This is a genomic window from Paraburkholderia yinzeri (genome assembly GCF_046581065.1).
Classification (GTDB): Bacteria; Pseudomonadota; Gammaproteobacteria; order Burkholderiales; family Burkholderiaceae; genus Paraburkholderia.
Map to the genome: position 1 here is coordinate 1,866,031 of NZ_JBFOCJ010000001.1, position 17,599 is coordinate 1,883,629.

16 protein-coding genes are annotated in these 17,599 nt (G+C 67.2%); 5 read left to right on the top strand and 11 right to left on the bottom strand.

Going from position 1 to position 17,599, the window contains the following annotated elements; genetic code table 11:
* Positions 1-74: 74 nt before the first annotated feature.
* From WJ542_RS08940 to WJ542_RS08965, 6 genes are all read right to left on the bottom strand, one after another.
* Entirely contained in the window at positions 75-899 is an 825-nt protein-coding gene (locus WJ542_RS08940; RefSeq protein ID WP_411188964.1) for a peptidase C39, read from the bottom strand.
* A 15-nt stretch (positions 900-914) separates the two neighbouring features.
* Positions 915-1,628, bottom strand: a complete 714-nt coding sequence (locus tag WJ542_RS08945) for a C39 family peptidase (protein WP_411188965.1) — start codon at positions 1,626-1,628, stop codon at positions 915-917.
* A gap of 121 nt (positions 1,629-1,749) precedes the next feature.
* A complete protein-coding gene (locus WJ542_RS08950) occupies positions 1,750-3,162 on the bottom strand; it encodes a hypothetical protein (protein WP_411188966.1) in 1,413 nt (470 codons plus the stop codon).
* A gap of 27 nt (positions 3,163-3,189) precedes the next feature.
* A complete protein-coding gene (locus tag WJ542_RS08955; protein WP_411188967.1) occupies positions 3,190-3,795 on the bottom strand; it encodes a hypothetical protein in 606 nt (201 codons plus the stop codon).
* Entirely contained in the window at positions 3,792-4,283 is a 492-nt protein-coding gene (locus tag WJ542_RS08960; RefSeq protein ID WP_411188968.1) for a hypothetical protein, read from the bottom strand. Before WJ542_RS08960 ends, WJ542_RS08955 begins: the two co-directional genes overlap by 4 nt.
* Positions 4,284-4,372: 89 nt before the next feature.
* The gene (locus WJ542_RS08965) at positions 4,373-4,888 is read right to left on the bottom strand and encodes a hypothetical protein (RefSeq protein WP_411188969.1); all 516 of its coding nucleotides are present in this window, start codon (positions 4,886-4,888) and stop codon (positions 4,373-4,375) included.
* A 554-nt stretch (positions 4,889-5,442) separates the two neighbouring features.
* On the opposite strand from WJ542_RS08965, the gene WJ542_RS08970 reads away from it, so the two are divergent.
* On the top strand, positions 5,443-6,834 hold the full coding sequence (locus WJ542_RS08970) for a sigma-54 dependent transcriptional regulator (protein WP_411188970.1): 1,392 nt from the start codon (positions 5,443-5,445) through the stop codon (positions 6,832-6,834).
* A 126-nt stretch (positions 6,835-6,960) separates the two neighbouring features.
* Positions 6,961-7,932, top strand: coding sequence for a thymidylate synthase (locus WJ542_RS08975; protein WP_411188971.1), 972 nt, complete (start codon positions 6,961-6,963; stop codon positions 7,930-7,932).
* A 130-nt stretch (positions 7,933-8,062) separates the two neighbouring features.
* Here WJ542_RS08975 and WJ542_RS08980 read toward each other — a convergent pair whose 3' ends face one another.
* Positions 8,063-10,270 (bottom strand): DUF6600 domain-containing protein, encoded by a 2,208-nt coding sequence (locus WJ542_RS08980; protein WP_411188972.1) that lies wholly within the window; start codon positions 10,268-10,270, stop codon positions 8,063-8,065.
* A gap of 229 nt (positions 10,271-10,499) precedes the next feature.
* Complete coding sequence (locus tag WJ542_RS08985; protein WP_411188973.1) at positions 10,500-11,210, bottom strand: ArsR/SmtB family transcription factor; 711 nt, start codon at positions 11,208-11,210, stop codon at positions 10,500-10,502.
* 212 nt (positions 11,211-11,422) lie between these two features.
* Here WJ542_RS08985 and WJ542_RS08990 point away from each other — a divergent pair, with 212 nt between their 5' ends.
* The 3 genes from WJ542_RS08990 (at position 11,423) to WJ542_RS09000 (ending at position 13,302) form a co-directional block, all read left to right on the top strand.
* Positions 11,423-11,569, top strand: coding sequence for a hypothetical protein (locus tag WJ542_RS08990; RefSeq protein ID WP_411188974.1), 147 nt, complete (start codon positions 11,423-11,425; stop codon positions 11,567-11,569).
* 91 nt (positions 11,570-11,660) lie between these two features.
* The gene (locus WJ542_RS08995; protein ID WP_411188975.1) at positions 11,661-12,680 is read left to right on the top strand and encodes a GlxA family transcriptional regulator; all 1,020 of its coding nucleotides are present in this window, start codon (positions 11,661-11,663) and stop codon (positions 12,678-12,680) included.
* Between the two features lie 118 nt (positions 12,681-12,798).
* Positions 12,799-13,302, top strand: coding sequence for an acyl-CoA thioesterase (locus WJ542_RS09000; RefSeq protein WP_411188976.1), 504 nt, complete (start codon positions 12,799-12,801; stop codon positions 13,300-13,302).
* Positions 13,303-13,386: 84 nt separating this feature from the next.
* On the opposite strand, the gene fumC is transcribed toward WJ542_RS09000, so the two are convergent.
* The 3 genes from fumC to panS form a co-directional block, all read right to left on the bottom strand.
* Entirely contained in the window at positions 13,387-14,787 is a 1,401-nt protein-coding gene (gene fumC, locus WJ542_RS09005; RefSeq protein WP_411188977.1) for a class II fumarate hydratase, read from the bottom strand.
* Positions 14,788-14,885: 98 nt separating this feature from the next.
* Complete coding sequence (locus WJ542_RS09010; RefSeq protein ID WP_411188978.1) at positions 14,886-16,541, bottom strand: phospholipase D family protein; 1,656 nt, start codon at positions 16,539-16,541, stop codon at positions 14,886-14,888.
* A 59-nt stretch (positions 16,542-16,600) separates the two neighbouring features.
* The gene (gene panS / locus WJ542_RS09015; RefSeq protein WP_411188979.1) at positions 16,601-17,539 is read right to left on the bottom strand and encodes a ketopantoate/pantoate/pantothenate transporter PanS; all 939 of its coding nucleotides are present in this window, start codon (positions 17,537-17,539) and stop codon (positions 16,601-16,603) included.
* Positions 17,540-17,599: the final 60 nt, after the last annotated feature.

A 17,599-nucleotide genomic window follows, 5' to 3' on the forward strand; every position in this document is an offset into this window, starting at 1 on the left:
CCCGCTTACAACGATGCTTCTCGGTCTCTTGCCGTACTGCCCGCGAGCCCCTCGCCCGCGACGGTGCCTCCTCGTTAGTGGCTAATACGCAGTGCCTGTAGTAAACCGGTCTGCCGGATCATGGCGCCGCTCATCTGCTGCGTCTGCAGAGTCAGCGCCAGTCGATTGGCGACCTGCTGGTTATTGCCTGCGATCTGGAGCAACTGGGCGATTGCGCCGGCCTGCTGGGCGTTGCCTGGCACGACGCTCTGCGTCGCGATGCCGGCGGGCGTCTGCAACGACAGGTTGATGCTGTTATTCGCGAACGAGATGCCAGCCGTGACGCTGCCGCTCGCATTCGAGGCAAACGAGGTCGGCGAGGTGGAGGCGCCGGTGAGCTGAGGCAACGTGTTGCTGTACTCGATGGTGGCGCCGTTGCTGCCGCTATTGCTGTTGCCGGCAACCTGCGTGATCTGCGATATCCCGTTGACGGCCACGTTCTGACCGCCCGTGGCAACGGCATTCGGATTGGCGCCGGTGTCATGCGAATGGTTGCCGCCCGTGACGCTGGCCGACGTCTGGATCTGGGCGGTCAACTGGTGGGTGACGCTTTGGGTGACGCTGAGTGCGCCTTGCGCGACGGCGGTCGCGCCATTTGGCAATTGCCATTCAGAAAGCAGGCTCAGAACGAACCCGGAAATCATGTTGCTGCCGGCATACTTGCCGGTCTGATGGGATAGCACGTCGTCGTCGACGGGCAGGCACTGAATGTTCTGCTGCTGCGTAGCGGGGCCGGCCGAGAGAAAGGCGGGCAAGGTCTGGGCTTCGATACCTCCGGCGACAGGCGCACCGCTCGCATGGCTGCAGGCGAGCGCGAGGAGCGCTGCCGTGACGCCATACTTTGAGAGCTTGCAGTTCATGGCTGGATCACTACATCAGAACATTACGGCCTTTTCGAGGCCGTAATCGACAAAGGGTGTCGCCGCCATACCGTTCGCCAGGGCGTTGGCGCGCAGCTTGAGTGCGAGCGACTGGTTGTTCTGCAGTAACGGAGAATCCTCCCTGAAGGGTTTGCCGAGCACCGCGAAGACGAGGCCATTCCAGGTCTTCGCGAAATCGTCCTCGGTGACGATGCGATTGCCGAGCGCCGGGTCCGCAATGAACACGCGGCCTTCTTCGGCATGCTTCACGATCACGAAATGCTCGTAGCCATCGATGTTCATGAGCACGAGAACGGGAATCTGCAAGTGATAGAGCGCGTCGGTGTTGACGCGAAAACCTCGTCCACGCAGGCCGATCGTTTCCACGAACTTCTTCATGTCGAGCATCGAAAAGCCGTTCTTCACGACCACCGCGGGCGTCGAGTACACCATCATCCGGCGAATCAGTTCGACCTCCGGAATATCGATGTCGTAGCCGTCCTTGAGCAGTGTCGCGAGTGCAGCAGCACCACAGCTGTAGTCGAACTGCTGGGTGACGATGCCGCTGTAGCGAATGTCCTTCATCGAGCGAATCGGCAACTTCACCGGCACGCCAATGAGGTTAGTCGCATCGAGCGTCGACTGTGCGTGGGCTTGCGCACACAAAACACAAGCTGCGAGCGCAACGACGCAAGCGGTTGACGCCGGGAACCGGTCGAGCCCGGGCATGGTGGTCTCCTGTCGATCCGGATGGGCCTTATGCGCCTGGCTCCGGTCCCACGCAGGTTATTGCGGCTAAAACGCGCCGGCTGCTGCAGTGGCAGCCGGCGCGCGTGCTGCGCTGGTGCGGTTACTTCGATACGGTCAGAGCGGCGATGGCAAGACCGTTGTGCTGGACGTTGCCCGCGCCACCGGCGATGTTCACGCCGATGTTGCCGCTGGCGCCGGCGAGCGCATTGGCTGCCAGCGTAGCGGTACCGCCGAACGAGCCGTTGAAGTTCAGGCTGGCCGTCTGGCTGTTCTGGTCGGTGGCGACCATGGCAGCGCCGCTCGGGGCCTTCGTGTCGGTGCTGCTGGCGGCGGCAAGGCTGTTGTTCTGCGCGTTGCCCACGCCGGCTGCGACGTTCACGCCGATGTTGCCGGTTGCGCCGGCGAGCGCGTTGCTGCCGATGGATGCGTTGACGTTGAAGTTGTGGATCGACGCGTTGCCCGAGGTCGACTGATTGTTGAAGACCTGGGCATTGCCGAACACGCTGCCTGCATCGATCATGGCCAGCGACGCATCGTTGCTTTGCGCGTTGTCCACGCCTTCCGTGATGTTGATGCCGACGTTACCCGACACGCCCATGGCACCCGAGCTGCCGTCGCCGATGTTCGCGTTGAGCGAGCCGGTCGGGATGCCGTTGTAGTGCGTCGTGACCGCGCCCACCGTCGTCGTGTTGGTGGTGTCGTCATGCGCTTTCACGCTCCACTGGGCGCTGACCGAGTTCGAGTTGACGGACCCGCCCACGCTGTAGCCGCTCGACTGCTCGCCGTAGGCCTGGTAGCCCGAGCCCTCGTTCGCCTGGGCGCCCCACACCGCACCCTGGCCCGAGCCTTCCGTGCCTTCGAAGTAGCCGCCTACGCCCGAACCCTTGGCATAGCTGGATTCGTTATAGCCAGCCGAAAGGCCGCCCTGAACGTAGCCGCCACCGCCACTGTTGCCGAAAAACGGATTGCCGTAGTGATACGAGCCATACGAGCCGCCGGCCTGGCCGCCTGCGGAGAGATGGCCGCCCTGGCTCTGGTTCGTGTTGTAGAAGTAGCCGCCGATGCCCGCGCTCTGCTGGCTATATTCGTAGCCGCCGCCGGCGGCGAATGCCGACTGGTTGCCATAGGCATAGCCCGACGATTCCTGGAAGCCTTGCGCGCCGGCCGACGCATGGTAGCTCGTCGTCGTGAGCGAGCCCGATGCCGTGCCGCCGATGTTGACCGTGCTCGTCGTGTTGTGCGTGAAGGTGGTCGTCGAGCCGGTCTGATAGGAGCCCGTCGGCAGGTTCGGCGTCAGGCTGACACCGTCGAGGTTGACGTTCTGCGTATTGTTGACGACGGCGCCGGTGGTGCTCGACACGCCGACGCAACCATAGAGCAGAACGCCGCCCCAGAGTTCGGCGCCCTGGGTGACGCCGGTTGCGTTGAAGAGATACGAATCCGCCCAGCTATGGGCGAAGGCGCTGCCGGACGATACCGCGAGAACTGCCGCAGCAATGAGAGTGCGCTTCATGATGTCGCTCCGATACTGATTGGTCAGTTAGAAAAGAGTGCCCGCCGGGGGACGGAGCACAAAACTGTTCGCCGTAGCATTACCGGCTCCGACGGTCTGGTTCACCTGCACGAGACCAGTCGCATTCCTGAATGCCGTACTGCCGATACTCGCTTCACGAATGCCACTGGACTCGGCCGATCTGCCCGGACCACCGTTCGTTGCAGCTGTCGCAGACAGATCTCCGTCCGAGACAGTTTCAACACCGATCACAGCAGTGCCGATTCGCGCACTGTTGCTCTGGGTATTTCCTGCGCCCGCAGCCTGGTTCACCAGGACCGCGCCCGACGCGTTCGCAAAGGCGCCCTGGCCGATGCTCGCCGTCGCGACCGGCACGCGCACTCGCGCGCCCGCGCTCTGTTCGCTGCTGGTGCCGTTGACCGTGAGCGGGGTGCCGCTCGTGATGGTCAACTGGTTGGACTGCGCGTTGTTCAGGCCCGCCACCTCGTTGACGGTGACCGAGCCTAGCGTGCCGGTTGCCGCGTCCGGGGCGATCACCGCGTTCGCCGTGACGACACCCTGGGCTTGCGCGGCGCCCGCGCCGGCGAGCAGGGCGGCGGCGAGCGCGGCCGGAAGAAGCCGGCGGGCGCTCATTTCACGGCTCCGAGGGCGGCCGAGATCGGCGCCAGTGCACCGGTCACGGCGGACGTGATCGAGCTGCCCATGCCTCCGGCCTGGACGCCTGCGCCCATCGCCATGTTGTTGCCGCTTTCCCGGCCGCTCAGGACGCCGGTGAGCGCCTGCATGCTGGCGGCCGTGGCGCCCGCCGTGTTGCTCCCGATGATGCCGGTCGAACCGTGGGCGCTGGTGAGCTCGGCGTCGGAGACGACGGCGGCCATGGTCGGGTCGAACGTGTTGGCCGGGAACGTGGTCGCCCGCACGAGTACCGGATCCTGGCTCCTCGGGACGCTGTCGAAGGCGCCGCGCGGCGTGACATCGCGTTCGACAATGATGTCGCCCGGATTCGTGACCTGCTGCGCCATGGCCACTGTCGTTACACCCGCGGCAAGGCAACCGCAGACGACTGCGGCGATCCTCGCTGAACGCCGGCCTGCGGCTGGCGTGGTGATGCGTGCTGACATGTCGGTCTCCTGCTGTCCGGGGCGCACCCTCTGTGCGCCGCGCCGGACGCCGCGCCGCCCCGGCGGCACGGTTTGCTCTCTCGATCGGATTACCTTCTGGTGTAGCTGGTGATATTTCCCTGCGCGGCCTGCGAACCGTCGACCGGGATCGGCATGGGTGCGGGCGGCGCGATTTCGTCCCACAAGGTGACGTTGTTGCCGCCGTGCATGAGCTGCGGGGTGGCGGCTACCATCACCATGCCGACGGCGCCGCCGCGCTGGCGCGACAGCGTTTGATCGTCCAGCGCGCCGATGCCGGCCACCACGCTGTCGTCGTCTTGCGGCGACGGGTCGGCGGCGAGCGGACCGCTTGCGGTGTCCGCGGTGTCGTCGTCGGGTGTCGCGGCCAGCTTCAGCGTCGCGGACATCGCCCTCGGCGCGCCGAACGCGTCGGGCGTTGCAGGAATGACATCGGCGAACACCTTCGCGGCGGCCGAGGCGACTTGCGCACCGGCATCGAACGACTGCGCATGGGCCGACGGCGCAAGGGCGAGCAGCGCGGCAGCCGCGAGGGCGGCGGCACTGGCGTTGAACTGGCGTCTGGCGTTGAGGTGGTTGAGTCGCATGGCGTATCTCCTGGTGCCGGAGATTTAGCGAAACGTGTGCCATGTGCCGCAAACCGTTGATGCGCTTCGATTCGCGATATTTTCTGCGAAATTTGAATGGCCGATTTTCGTCAAAATGTTTCAGTGCTGAAACGCGCAATGCTGAATCGGGTCTGCGGATTGCTCGCAGGTAACATTTTGTGGAATGCCGTCTTATTCGGCGGCGCGCTAAGAGAAAGGAAACATCCGATTTATTTTCTTCGGACGATAAGGGAATATCGCGCAATGGAAGCCCTTCCATCCGTCCCGCATTGATTCGTTGGGCATATTTCCTATCCACGAGCCCAATGCATATAGTAAGCTTCAGAAAACGTCGTACTGCCCATAAGAAAAAAGGCCAAAAGGGCTACTGACACACACACGCCACGACTCGGGGTTATGCCGTCAGCAGAAAGCCTGTCCGTTCGCCGCCAATTCAGTCAATGCGGTGGAAATGGCGCTTAATGCTGCGTGTCTGGACATTCAGGTGCGTGCCGTCAATCTCCAACGCAGTGTTTGGCGAGAGGATCTGAATAATGGAATCCGCAACGCGGCAATTGATTTACGTGACGCGCGAACCTGACAAGGCGCTGCACGAGCGATTCGACGAGCGCGGCTGGCAGGTGGAGGTGGTCGGCACCGCCCGCGACGCGCGGCGGGCGCTGCGCGCAGGGCTTCCGGCCGGCGGCCTGCTCGACCTTTCCAGTCATTTCCATTTGCATGAGATCGGCTCGTTCGAGCCTTGCCTTACGTTGCCTAACGTCGGCTGGGTCGCGGCGACCACCACGGGCCAGCTCAAGGACGCCACGCTGCGCCGGCTCGTGCGCGACTACTGTTTCGATTACGTAACGGTGCCGTGGAACGGCGAGCGGATCGTCGATTCGATCGGCCACGCCTATGGCATGGTCTCGCTCGTCGAACCGGCCTCGAACGACACCACGGGCGGCACCGAAGGCGAGATGGTGGGCTCGTGCGAGGCGATGCTCGCGCTCTTCCGCTCGATCCGCAAGGTCGCGATGACCGACGCGCCGGTGTTCATCTCGGGCGAGTCGGGTACGGGTAAGGAACTGACCGCTGTCGCGATCCACGAACGCTCGTCGCGGCGCACCGCGCCGTTCGTGCCGATCAACTGCGGCGCGATTCCCCCGCATCTGCTGCAATCCGAACTGTTCGGCTACGAGCGCGGCGCGTTCACGGGCGCGAGCCAGCGCAAGATCGGGCGCGTGGAGGCGGCCAACGGCGGCACGCTGTTCCTCGACGAAATCGGCGATCTGCCGCTGGAAAGCCAGGCAAGCCTGCTGCGCTTCCTGCAGGAAGGCAAGATCGAACGCCTTGGCGGCCATCAATCGATTCCGGTGGACGTGCGCATCATCTCGGCGACTCACGTCGACATGCGTGCGGCAATGCTGGAAGGGCGCTTTCGCCAGGATCTGTATCACCGGCTTTGCGTGCTGCAGATCGACGAGCCGCCGCTGCGCGCGCGCGGCAAGGACATCGAACTGCTTGCGCGCCACATGCTCGAACGTTTCCGCAAGGACGGTGGCCGGCGCCTGCGCGGTTTCTCGCCCGATGCGATCGCCGCGCTCCATAACTACAGTTGGCCGGGCAACGTGCGCGAGCTCATCAATCGCGTACGGCGTGCGATCGTGATGTCGGAAGGGCGGGCCATCACGGCGCGCGACCTCGAACTCGGCGACTATGTCGAGGTGGTCCCGGTGTCGCTATCGCAGGCGCGCGAGGCGGCCGAGCGCCAGGCGATCGAACTCGCGCTGCTGCGCCATCGCGGGCGTCTTGGCGACGCGGCGCAGGAGCTCGGCATCTCGCGCGTGACGCTGTACCGGTTGCTGTGCGCCCACGGCATGCGCCATATGGAAAGCGATCCGCTTGCGCCGCATCCGGGGGGACTGGCTTCGGGGGGCGGGGCGTAAGTTCGGGGCCGGCGGCGCGTACGACACGCGCCGCCCGACCTGACCGCCGCGCGCTTGCTAAAATCGGGGTTTTCCATCCGAACCGGGCCAACCAGGCGTTGAGCCTGCCCGCCGAAGGAACCCCGCATGAAACAGTATCTCGAGCTGGTCCGCTCGATTCTCGACACCGGCACCTGGCAGGAAAACCGCACGGGCATCCGCACGATCAGCCAGCCCGGCGCGATGCTGCGCTTCGATCTGCAACAGGGCTTTCCGGCCGTTACCACGAAGAAACTGGCGTTCAAGTCCGCTGTCGGCGAACTGATCGGCTTTCTGCGCGCCTCGCGCAGCGCCGCGGACTTCCGCGCGCTCGGCTGCAAGGTCTGGGACGCCAACGCGAACGAGAACGCGCAGTGGCTCGCGAATCCCTATCGCGAAGGCCCGGACGACCTCGGCGGCGTGTACGGCGTGCAGTGGCGCCGCTGGCCCGCATACAAGGTGCTGGACGCCGGCGCGACGGCTCGCATTGACGACGCGCAGTCGCGCGGTTATGCGCGCGTGGCGGAATTCGTCGAAGATGGGCGGCCGCAGGTGCTGCTCTACAAGGCGATCGACCAGTTGCGCCAGTGCCTCGACACGATCATGCACAACCCCACCGACCGGCGCATTCTGTTTCATGCGTGGAATCCGGCGGTGCTCGAAGAGATTGCGCTGCCCGCCTGCCACCTGCTGTACCAGTTCCTGCCGAACGCGACGAAGCGCGAGATGTCGCTGTGTCTTTATATCCGCAGCAACGACGTGGGCCTCGGCACGCCGTTCAACCTGACCGAAGGCGCGGTGCTGCTGCATCTGGTCGCCCGGCTTACGGGCTACACCCCGCGCTGGTTCACGTACTTCATCGGCGACGCGCACATTTACGAGAACCAGCTCGACATGCTCAACGAGCAGTTGCGCCGTGAACCGTTCGCGAGCCCGCAACTGGCGATCTCGGAGCGGGTGCCCGAGTACGCGAAGACGGGCGTGTACGAGCCGGAATGGCTAGAGAAGGTCGAACCCGCGGATTTCTCGCTGGTCGGCTACCGGCATCACGAACCGCTCACGGCGCCGATGGCCGTCTGAGCGCGAGCGGCAACGGCGGCGGCCTATGAAAAAGGCCCGCGAACCTCAGGTTCGCGGGCCTTTCGCGCTTGATGGCAGCGCTCGATAGCCGCTTTCATGACCGGGGAGCCAAGCTCCCCGGCGCTCGCGCTCAGCCGTGCTGATGGTCGTCATGACCGCGGTTGGCGTGCTCGTCCGGATGGGGCGCCGGGTGCGGTTCCGCGTGGGGCTGCGGCTGCGGGCGGGGTTCCGCATGTTGCTGCGGCTGCGGACGGGCCTCCGCGTGCTGCTCGGGCTGCGGTTGCGGGCGAGACTCCTCCCGAGCCTGCTGCGGCGCCTGCGGCCTTGCCTCGGGAGCCTGCTCGAAGCCGCGCTGCGGCTGGCCTTGCGGCTCGCGGGCGTTCGCCGCCTCGCGGGTCTCGGGCTGCCCCGGGCGGCGGGCTTCGTTGCCGGGTTCGCTGCGCGCGGCCATCGGCGCATGCGGCTGAGTCCAGACCGGCTGATGCGCCTCGGCCTGGCCCGGCGCGTTCGGCGTGCCGCCTGCCGGACGGCCTGCGACCTGCTGCGGCGGATGCGGTACGCCATGCTCCTCTTGCACCGGCTCATGGGCGTTCGCCATGCCCGGCTGGCCGCGTTCGGGTGCGGGCACGCCGCCCGGACGAGCAGGTTGCGGCGCACCGCCCCCGGGGCGCTCCGCTTCGCGCATCACCGGCGAATGCGGTGGCACCACGCGCACGTTCTGTGCGGCCGCGAGCGGCGCATGCGCCGGCGCGGAGACGCGCACGACCGGCGCGCCGGCCCCCGGCACCGCGCCGCCTTCGTGCGCGAAGCGCTGGGCGAGGGTGTCGTGAAAGGCGGGCGGCGTGACGGCCGCGCGCGTTGCCACGACCTGGCGTGCCTGCAGTGCCGCGGGCGGGCGATAGTTCGCGCGCCGCAGGGCGCCGCCGAAGCTGCCCTGCACCGGCGCGATGCCCGGCGTGCCGGACTCGATGCGAGCGTTGCGCCATTGCTGCGGATCGACGCGCTGCGCGAAGCGCGCGACGGGCTGGCCATGGACGAAGTCCGTCGCCGGCACCGCCGTCACCGCACCCGGCACGCGATAGTTGACGAAGGTGTTGTGCACGTTGACGTTCGTGATGTTGGTTACGTGCACGTTGTTGACGACGACGGTCTGGTTCACGCGCTGATAGTAGTGCGGGCTCCAGCCGCCCCAGCCCGGGTGCCACGGCTCGCCCGGCCCGAGCGCGAACCAGGCGACGCCTGCCGCGGCCACGCCGCCCACGGTCAGGTCCACGCCCCAGTTCGCGTCGCCGCCCCCGCCGCCGACGAAGGCGACGAGTGCCGGCGCGTAGACGGGCGGAGCGCTCTCGACGAGCGGGCCGGGCACCCACGCCCAACTGTCGTCGACATAGGCCCAGCGGCCGTAGTGATATGGCGCGAAGCCCCACGGGGCATCGTCGACCCACGTCCAGCCCCACGGCGCCTGCCAGACCCAATGGCCGTCGTGGTAAGGCGCCCAGCCCGCAGGCTCGGCGTTCGGTACCCAGACCTCGCCGTATTGCGGATTCTCGCGCCAGTTGCCGTTGGCATCGAGGTCCTCGTAACCGGGCATGTCGCGCGACACATAGCGCGCGGAGATCGAGCGGTCCTCGGCCGCGTCGCGAGCCAGCGCCCACTGGTCGAAGGCGTCGGGCGGCGGCGCGGCGTTGCTCGCCGTCTCCTGCAGGTCGGTGCCCGCGAACTGGATCTGCTGGCCCGCCGACATCGGGATCTGGCCGTTCTCGCCGTACACCGTCACGCTGCCGCTGCGCACGGTCACCGTCGTCGAGCTGCCGTCCGGCGCCACGTCCACGCGATAGTCGCCGGGCTGATTCACGCCGAGCGCGAGGTTCGGCGTGTCGATTTCATAGGTGGTGCCGGCGGGCAGCTCGCGCACGCGCGTCGAAAGCGTGCCTTGCGCCACCTTCAACTGGGCGGCGCTGTCGCTGAGGTTCAGGATGTCGAGGCTCGTCTGCGCGCTCATCCGCACCGCCGTCGAGCCGATATGAAGTTCCGAGCGGGCGTTCGCGTCGTTCCAGAGCTGGTCGCCCGTCGTGAGCGGGCGGTTCACCTGGGCATAGGACCAGTCGGTGGTGCCGGCCGGTTCGGTCGTGACGGCGCCGGCCATATAGTCGAGCCGCGCGACGCGGCCCGGCGGATCGACGTTCGCGCCTTCCTGCGCGCTGGCGCCGGGCGGCGGGGCGGACTGAGCGAATGCCGGGGCGGCGGCGAGGTTCAGTGCGGCAAGCGCGGCGCAAGCGATCAGCGTGTGGCCGGTAAGCCGGCGGAATGAGGTGAGGGTCGGTGTGCGCTCTTTCATGTTTTTCTCCATGGCGCGCCGCTTTTTACGGTGCGTCCTGTGAAGCACTGTAACGGCCGTGCCTGTTTCCATGCGCGCGGAATTGTAAGACCTTCGGCTCCAGATGTAACAGAACGTGTTGCCGTGTAAGGATTGCAAGGTGGGGCGTGCGGATCCCTGCCTTCGGCGCGGGCAGGGATCGACGGGATCGGGATGGCGGCAGGGATGGCGGCGAGGATGGCGCAGCGATCTAGCCGGCCGTCAACGCGTCGAACTCGCGCTGACCCGCCGGCGTGATACGCAGCACGCGCGGCCGGCTCGCGCGCTCGATCCAGCCGCGCGCCAGCCAGCAATCGAGCAGCGCGGCACCCAGCGCGCCGCCCAGATGCGGTCGCCGCTCGCTCCAGTCGAGACAGGTACAGGCGAAGCGGCGCCGCTTCGCGTGCAGCGCGCCGACGTCCACGCCCAGGTCGCGCAATCGTGCCGCACCGTCGGGCGTCGCGTCGAGATAGCCGCCGTCGAAGACGAGCAAGCCGTCGTCGACGAAGCGCTCGAACACGCTGACCGCGACTTCGCCCGCCATATGGTCGTAGCAGGTGCGGGCGCGGCGCATTTCCAGCGGCACCGTGCGCGCGGGCCGTATTGCCGGCTGCGGCGTCGCCGCCTCGGCGATGTTCATGAGGGCTTCGATGGCCGCCGCGATGTCGGGTGTCGCGATCCGGTAGTAACGATGGCGGCCGCGCACGTCGAGCGCGAGCAGGCCGCCTTCGGCGAGGCGCGCGAGGTGCGCGCTCGCTGCCGAGGGCGACAGCCCGGCGATCAGCGTGAGTTCGCCGGCGGGCCGCGCGCTGCCGTCCATCAGCGTCCAAAGCATGGCGGCCCGTCCGGGATCGGCGAGCAGCGCGCCAATGCGTGACAGGCCGGGAAAGTGGCGGGTTTCGTCGAGAAGCGGGGCAGCCATGGCGGCTCCTTGCAAGGGCGGCACGCGGGTGCCCATGAACGCTACTCTAACCGCGCCCGGCATTCGACGTTTCACGTTAATCTGAAACATGAACCTTCCACGTGCTCGCCTTCCCGAGAGGCCCGGCGGAGGCTTAGGGTCGAACGGGCGTCTCCTGCGTGTGCCGGTGCCGCTGCGCTAGAATCTAAACCTCTCCCTCACCGCACGCAGAGATGAAACGCTTTCTGGCCCTCGCGGCTGCCTGCTCCCTCGCATTGCTGTGCGCGGCTTGCGCACAGGGCGGTCCTGCGCCGTCGAACGACGTAAGCGGAGTCACGATGTACGGCACCCTCGACGAAGGCATCGTCTTCCGGCATTGAGCGTGGTTTGGCAGGAATTGATGCCATCCTGATGTGACTGCCAGCCGGGGCGATGCGATGATGACTGCATCGCGTCTTCCCGCTTTGCGCCATGTCTCAATCGTCTGCCGCGCGTCACGTCGTTTTCGCCGTCGCCCCCGATCTCGTTCTGCTCGATGCCTGTGGGCCCATTGAGGCGTTCTGGCGCGCCGAGCTCGCGGTGCGCGCTGCCCGGCCCGCGCAGGCGGCTGGCGGCGAGCCCTGTGCGTACCGCGTCACGGTTGCCTCGGTGGCGGGCGGCGTGCTACCGACCTTCGCGGGGCTGCCCGTCGTCACCGAACGGCTCGATGCGCTCGATGCCGCCACCATCGACACGCTGATCGTGCCGGGAACGCCCGTCGACGACGCCACGCCGCTGCAGCCCGAACTCGTCGCCTGGATCGCGGCCCGTGCGCCGCACGCACGGCGCGTGGCCGCGGTGTGCACGGGCGCGTTCTATCTCGCTGCCGCCGGTCTGCTGGATGGCCGCCGCGCGACGACGCATTGGCGCAACGCGGCCCAGCTCAAGCGGCGCTTTCCGCAGGTCGAAGTCGATCCCGATCCGATCTTTTTGTGCGACGCGCGCGATGGCCGCGTGGTCTGGACCTCGGCGGGCGTGACGGCGGGTATCGATCTGTCGCTCGCGCTGATCGAGGAGGACCATGGTCACGCCGTGGCGATGCAGGCCGCGCGCCGGCTCGTGGTGTTCATGAAGCGGCCCGGCGGCCAGGCGCAGTTCAGCGAGGCGCTGGCGGCGCAGTCCATGGCGGGCGGCACGTTCGACGCACTGCACGGCTGGATGGCCGCGAACCTGCATACGGAATTGAGCGTCGAGCGGCTTGCCGAGGCGGCGAGCATGAGCCCGCGCACGTTTGCGCGGCGCTATGCCGAAGAGGTGGGGCGTACGCCGGCGCGCACGGTGTCGGCGATGCGCGTGGAGGCCGCGGCGCACGCGCTCGTGCAATCGCGCCGGCCGCTCAAGCGGATCGCCGCCGACTGCGGCTTCGGCAGCGAGCAGAACCTGCGGCGCGCCTTCGAGCGCAGCTATGGCGTGCTGCCGCTCGAATACCGGGAGCGCTTCGCGGCAGCGTAGGGCGTTGGGGGGAGGCGGGGCTCGGCCAGACGCTGCGCCGGCCCAGATGCAACCGTATAATCGACGCCTTCCCACAAGCAAGCTGCGCAAGCGGCAAACCCCACGAGCGGAGCCCATCATGAGTACGCCTTCCCAGCCGCTGGACCGTTCGGAAACGACGTTCCGCTTTCTGGCCGAGCCGACTTCGGTGAATTTTGGCGGTAAAGTGCACGGCGGTGCGCTGATGAAGTGGATCGACGAGACCGCCTACGCATGCGCGGCCGTCTGGTCGGGCCGCTACTGCGTGACGGTGAGCGTGGGCAACATCCGGTTTCGCCGGCCGATCCTCGTCGGCAACATGGTCGAACTGCGCGCGCGCGTGGTGGCGACGGGCCGCACCTCGATGCACATCCACATCACGGTGCATGCCGGCGACCCGAAGAGCGGCCAGTTGCGCCTCACGACCGATTGCCTGATCGTGTTCGTTGCCGTGGACGAAAACGGCAATCCGATTCCCGTGCCGACGTTCACGCCCGAAACCGAAGAGCAGCAGCGCCTCGCAAAGTACGCGCTCGACGTGAGGCATGCGCTCGACGCGATCGTCGAACTGAAGCCCGAGGAAGTCGCGAAGGGCCAGGTCTGACGCACGACTTTCGTGAACGCAAAGCGGGCGGCGAGGTTTCGAATCCTCGCCGCCCGTTTGCTTTGCGCGAAGGCGAAGCGCCAGCTACTTTTTCGGATTTCCCACCATGTCGGCGGGCTTGACCCACTCGTCGAACTGCGCCTCGGTGACGTGGCCGAGCGCGAGTGCGGCGGCCTTGAGCGTCGTGCCTTCCTTGTGCGCCTTCTTGGCGATCTGCGCGGCTTTGTCGTAGCCGATGTGCGGATTGAGCGCCGTCACGAGCATCAGCGATTCGTTGAGCAAAGTGTCGATGCGCGTGTGGTTCGGCTCGATCCCCACGGCGCAGTGATCGTTGAAGCTGAGCGCGCCGTCCGCGAGCAGGCGGATCGACTGCAGCACGTTGTGCGCGATCATCGGCCGGAACACGTTGAGCTCGAAGTTGCCGCTCGCGCCGCCGAAGTTCACGGCCACGTCGTTGCCGAACACCTGGCAGCAGAGCATCGTCACTGCTTCGGACTGCGTAGGGTTCACCTTGCCGGGCATGATCGAGCTGCCGGGCTCGTTCTCGGGAATCGAGAGTTCGCCGAGGCCGCAGCGCGGGCCGCTCGCGAGCCAGCGAATATCGTTGGCGATCTTCATGAGGCTCGCGGCGACCGTCTTGAGCGCGCCGTGCGCGAACACGAGCGCGTCCGCCGCGGCCATCACCTCGAACTTGTTGGGCGCTGTGACGAAGGGCACGCCCGTGAGCTTGCCGATGGTTTCGGCCACTTTCTGCGCGAACTGCGGATGCGCGTTCAGGCCCGTGCCGACGGCGGTGCCGCCCTGCGCGAGTTCATGGAGATGCGGCAGCGCCGACTCGACATGCCTGATGCCCTGGTCGAGTTGCGCGACATAGCCGGAGAACTCCTGGCCGAGCGTGAGCGGCGTGGCGTCCTGCAGGTGGGTGCGGCCGATCTTGACGATGCCGGCGAAGGCCTTTGCTTTGGCGTCGAGCGTGTCGCGCAGCGTCTTCAGCGCGGGCAGCAGATGCTTGACGATGCCGTAAGCGGCCGCGACGTGCATGGCCGTCGGGAACACGTCGTTCGACGACTGGCCGCGATTGACGTCGTCGTTCGGATGGACGAGGCGTGCCTCGCCGCGCTCGCCGCCCAGGATCTCGCTCGCCCGGTTCGCGATCACCTCGTTGAGGTTCATGTTGGTTTGCGTGCCCGAGCCGGTCTGCCAGACCGCGAGCGGGAACTCGCCGGGATGCTTGCCTTCGATGATCTCGTTGGCAGCCTGCACGATCGCGCGCGCTTTTTTCTCGTCGAGCACGCCGAGGGCGAGGTTGACCTCGGCGGCCGCGCGCTTGATCGTGGCTAGCGCGTTGATCAGCTCGGGCGACTGCTTCTCGGTCGAAATGCGGAAGTTCTGCAGGGAGCGCTGCGTCTGCGCGCCCCAGAGGCGCGCGGCGGGCACGGCGATCTCGCCGAACGTGTCGCGCTCCAGTCTTACGTCTTCGGTCATGGTGCACTCCGGTGAGTGGCGCGACGCCGGCGATGGCTCAGGCGCCGCTTTCGGGTCCGCTTTCGGTCCGCCTGGGTGTCCGGTCGAAGGCGGGAATTTCACAACTGATTGTCGACCGGCAACAGCAAGAATAGCCCGGTCAACAGATTTCGGCAGAAACCGGCGTTCGGATCGACGTTGTACGTGTGGATCATGCCGTCTTCCTCGTCGGTCCACACGAGCGGCCAGGCCGTGGCCGCGCCGTTGGTGCCGGCGGGCGTGGCGAGCGTCACGTGGTAGCTGACCTTGGGCGAGGTCGCGCGCGCGAAATAGCTCGCTACCTCGTGGGCGAGCACCGGGCTGTCGATGGTCAGCGCGAGCTCGGTGTTCAGGCTCGCGGAGCGCGGGTCGAGATTGAGCGAGCCGATCACGACGGTCTCGTCGTCGATGACGTAGGCTTTCGCGTGCAGGCTCGAGCGCGAATGCGAGCCGGCGATGCTGACCGGTCTGCGCGAGGGCACGTCCTCCTTGAACTCGTAGAGTTCCGCGCCGGCGCGCAGGAGCGGCACGCGATAGGGGCTGTAGCCGGCCTGCACGGCGACGGCGTCCGTGGCGGCGAGCGAGTTGGTCAGGAACGCCACGCGCACGCCGCGCGCGGTCAGCTTGCGCACCTCCTCGACTCCCGCGTCGTGCGGCACGAAGTAGGGCGTGAAGGCCTGCACGCTGCTGTGCGCCGTGTGGATGCGGTCGAGGAGCGACTGCATGGCGGCGCCCACTTCGCCGCTCGGAGCGGCCTGCGCGTCGGCGATCTTCTCCGGCGAGTCGGCGACGAACGAGCAGCGCGCCCACTCGAGGTCGAGCTGGTGTTGCGCGATCTGAACGTCGAGCGGCGTGGCGTTGAGCGGCTTCGCGTTATAGGGATCGGCGTTCTCGTGCCAGTGGCGGCGCAATTCGTCGCGCGCGGCGTCGAGCTCGCGCGGATCGAACTGCTGGCGGTTCAGCGCGCTCAAGGGATAGGCGACGCTGCTGTTCCAGTACGCGTCGAAGCTTGCCGAGATCTGCGCCGCGACCGGGCCGGCCGCGAGCACGTCGAGATCGGTGAACTGCAATGTCGGGCTCGCGCTGAAGTACTCGTCGCCCAGGTTGCGGCCGCCCACGATCGCGAGCTGGTTGTCCACGATCATCGCCTTGTTGTGCATGCGGCGCGTGAACTGGTCGAGGTTCGTGAAGAAGTTCGTGGTGCGCGCGAACATGCCTTCGCCCGCGCTGCCATACGGATTGAACACGCGGATCTGGATCATCGGGTGCGTGTTCAGGGCCGCCATCAGACTGTCGATGTCGTGGAAGTTCAGGTCGTCCACGAGCATGCGCACGCGCACGCCGTGGTCGGCCGCATAGAGCGCCGCGCCCAGCAGCAGCTTGCCGGTCGTGTCCTCGTTCGCGATGTAGTACTGCATGTCGAGCGTCTTCGTCGCGGCCCGGGCGAGCGCGATGCGCATCTGCAGGGAGTCCGTGCCGGTGGCGAGGAGGCGAAAGCCCGACTGGCCCGGGTGCGCGGCTTCGGGCGCCGCGAGCGCGGTGCCGAGGGCGGTGGGCGTGGTCTGCGGCAGCGCCTGGGTGGTGTCGCGCGGCAAGGCCGTGGCGGGCGGCCGCGTGGCGCAGGCGGCGACGAGCGTCGCGCAGAGGAGGACAAGAGCGGCGCGCAGGAATCGCGCGAAAGGGCGCGCCGCATTGCGGCGCGTTGGAGCTTGGGTCGGTGCGGGTGGCGCAGTCAAGCGGGGTCTCCCGTGCGGTCGTGGCGCGCTGTCTTCTTTCCTGCGGAGTCGGCCTGATTCTACGGGAGCGTGCTGGCGCGCGTACTGCCGCGCGCCGGCTTGCCGGCCCAGTAGCCCGCGAGCAGCGACCCCGAAAGGTTGTGCCACACCGAGAACAGCGCGCCGGGCAGCGCGGCGAGGGGGGAGAAGTAGAGCTTGCCGAGCGTCGCGGCGAGGCCCGAGTTCTGCATGCCGACCTCGATGGCGAGCGTGCGGCACACGGACTCGTCGAAGCCGAGCAGGCGTCCGCCCCAATAGCCGCCCAGCAGGCCGAGGCCGTTGTGCAGGACCACGCCGAGCGCGACCAGCGGCCCGACCGTCGCGATGCTCGCGTGCGTGCCGCCCACCACAGCGGCGATGATCGCGAGGATCGCGGCCATCGAGACGAGCGGCAGCACCGGCTCGATGCGGCGCACGAGCCCATGGGCGAGACGGTTGACGAGGAGGCCGATCAGGATCGGCAGGCCGACGATTTGCAGGATGCTCAGCAGCATGCCGCGCACGTCGACCGTGATCGAGGCATCGACATAGAGACGCGTGAGGAGCGGAGTGGCGAACACGCCGACGAGCGTGGACAGCGCGCTGATCGTCACTGAAAGCGCGACGTCGCCGCGCGCCAGATAAATCATCACGTTCGAAGCGGTGCCGCTTGCCACGCTGCCCACGAGCACCATGCCGGCCGTGAGGTCGGGCGGCATGTGCAGCGCTTTTGCGATCGCCCATGCGGCGAGCGGCATCACGAGGTAATGCAGGAAGATGCCGGCCAGCACGGGCGCGGGCCGCGTGAACACGCGCTGGAAGTCGGCGAAGGAGAGCGTGACGCCCATCGCGAGCATGATGATCATGAGCAGCGTCGTGACGTGCGGCGCGATTGGCGCGACCGCGCCCGGCACGAAGTACGCGACGAGGGAGACGAGCACGGCCCAGAGCGGGAAGAGTCGGGTGATCGGGGCAAGCATGGCGGGGTGGTCCGGTTTTGGTTTTTTGGGCGTGGCTGCGTTTGTTATCGGCCGATGCGG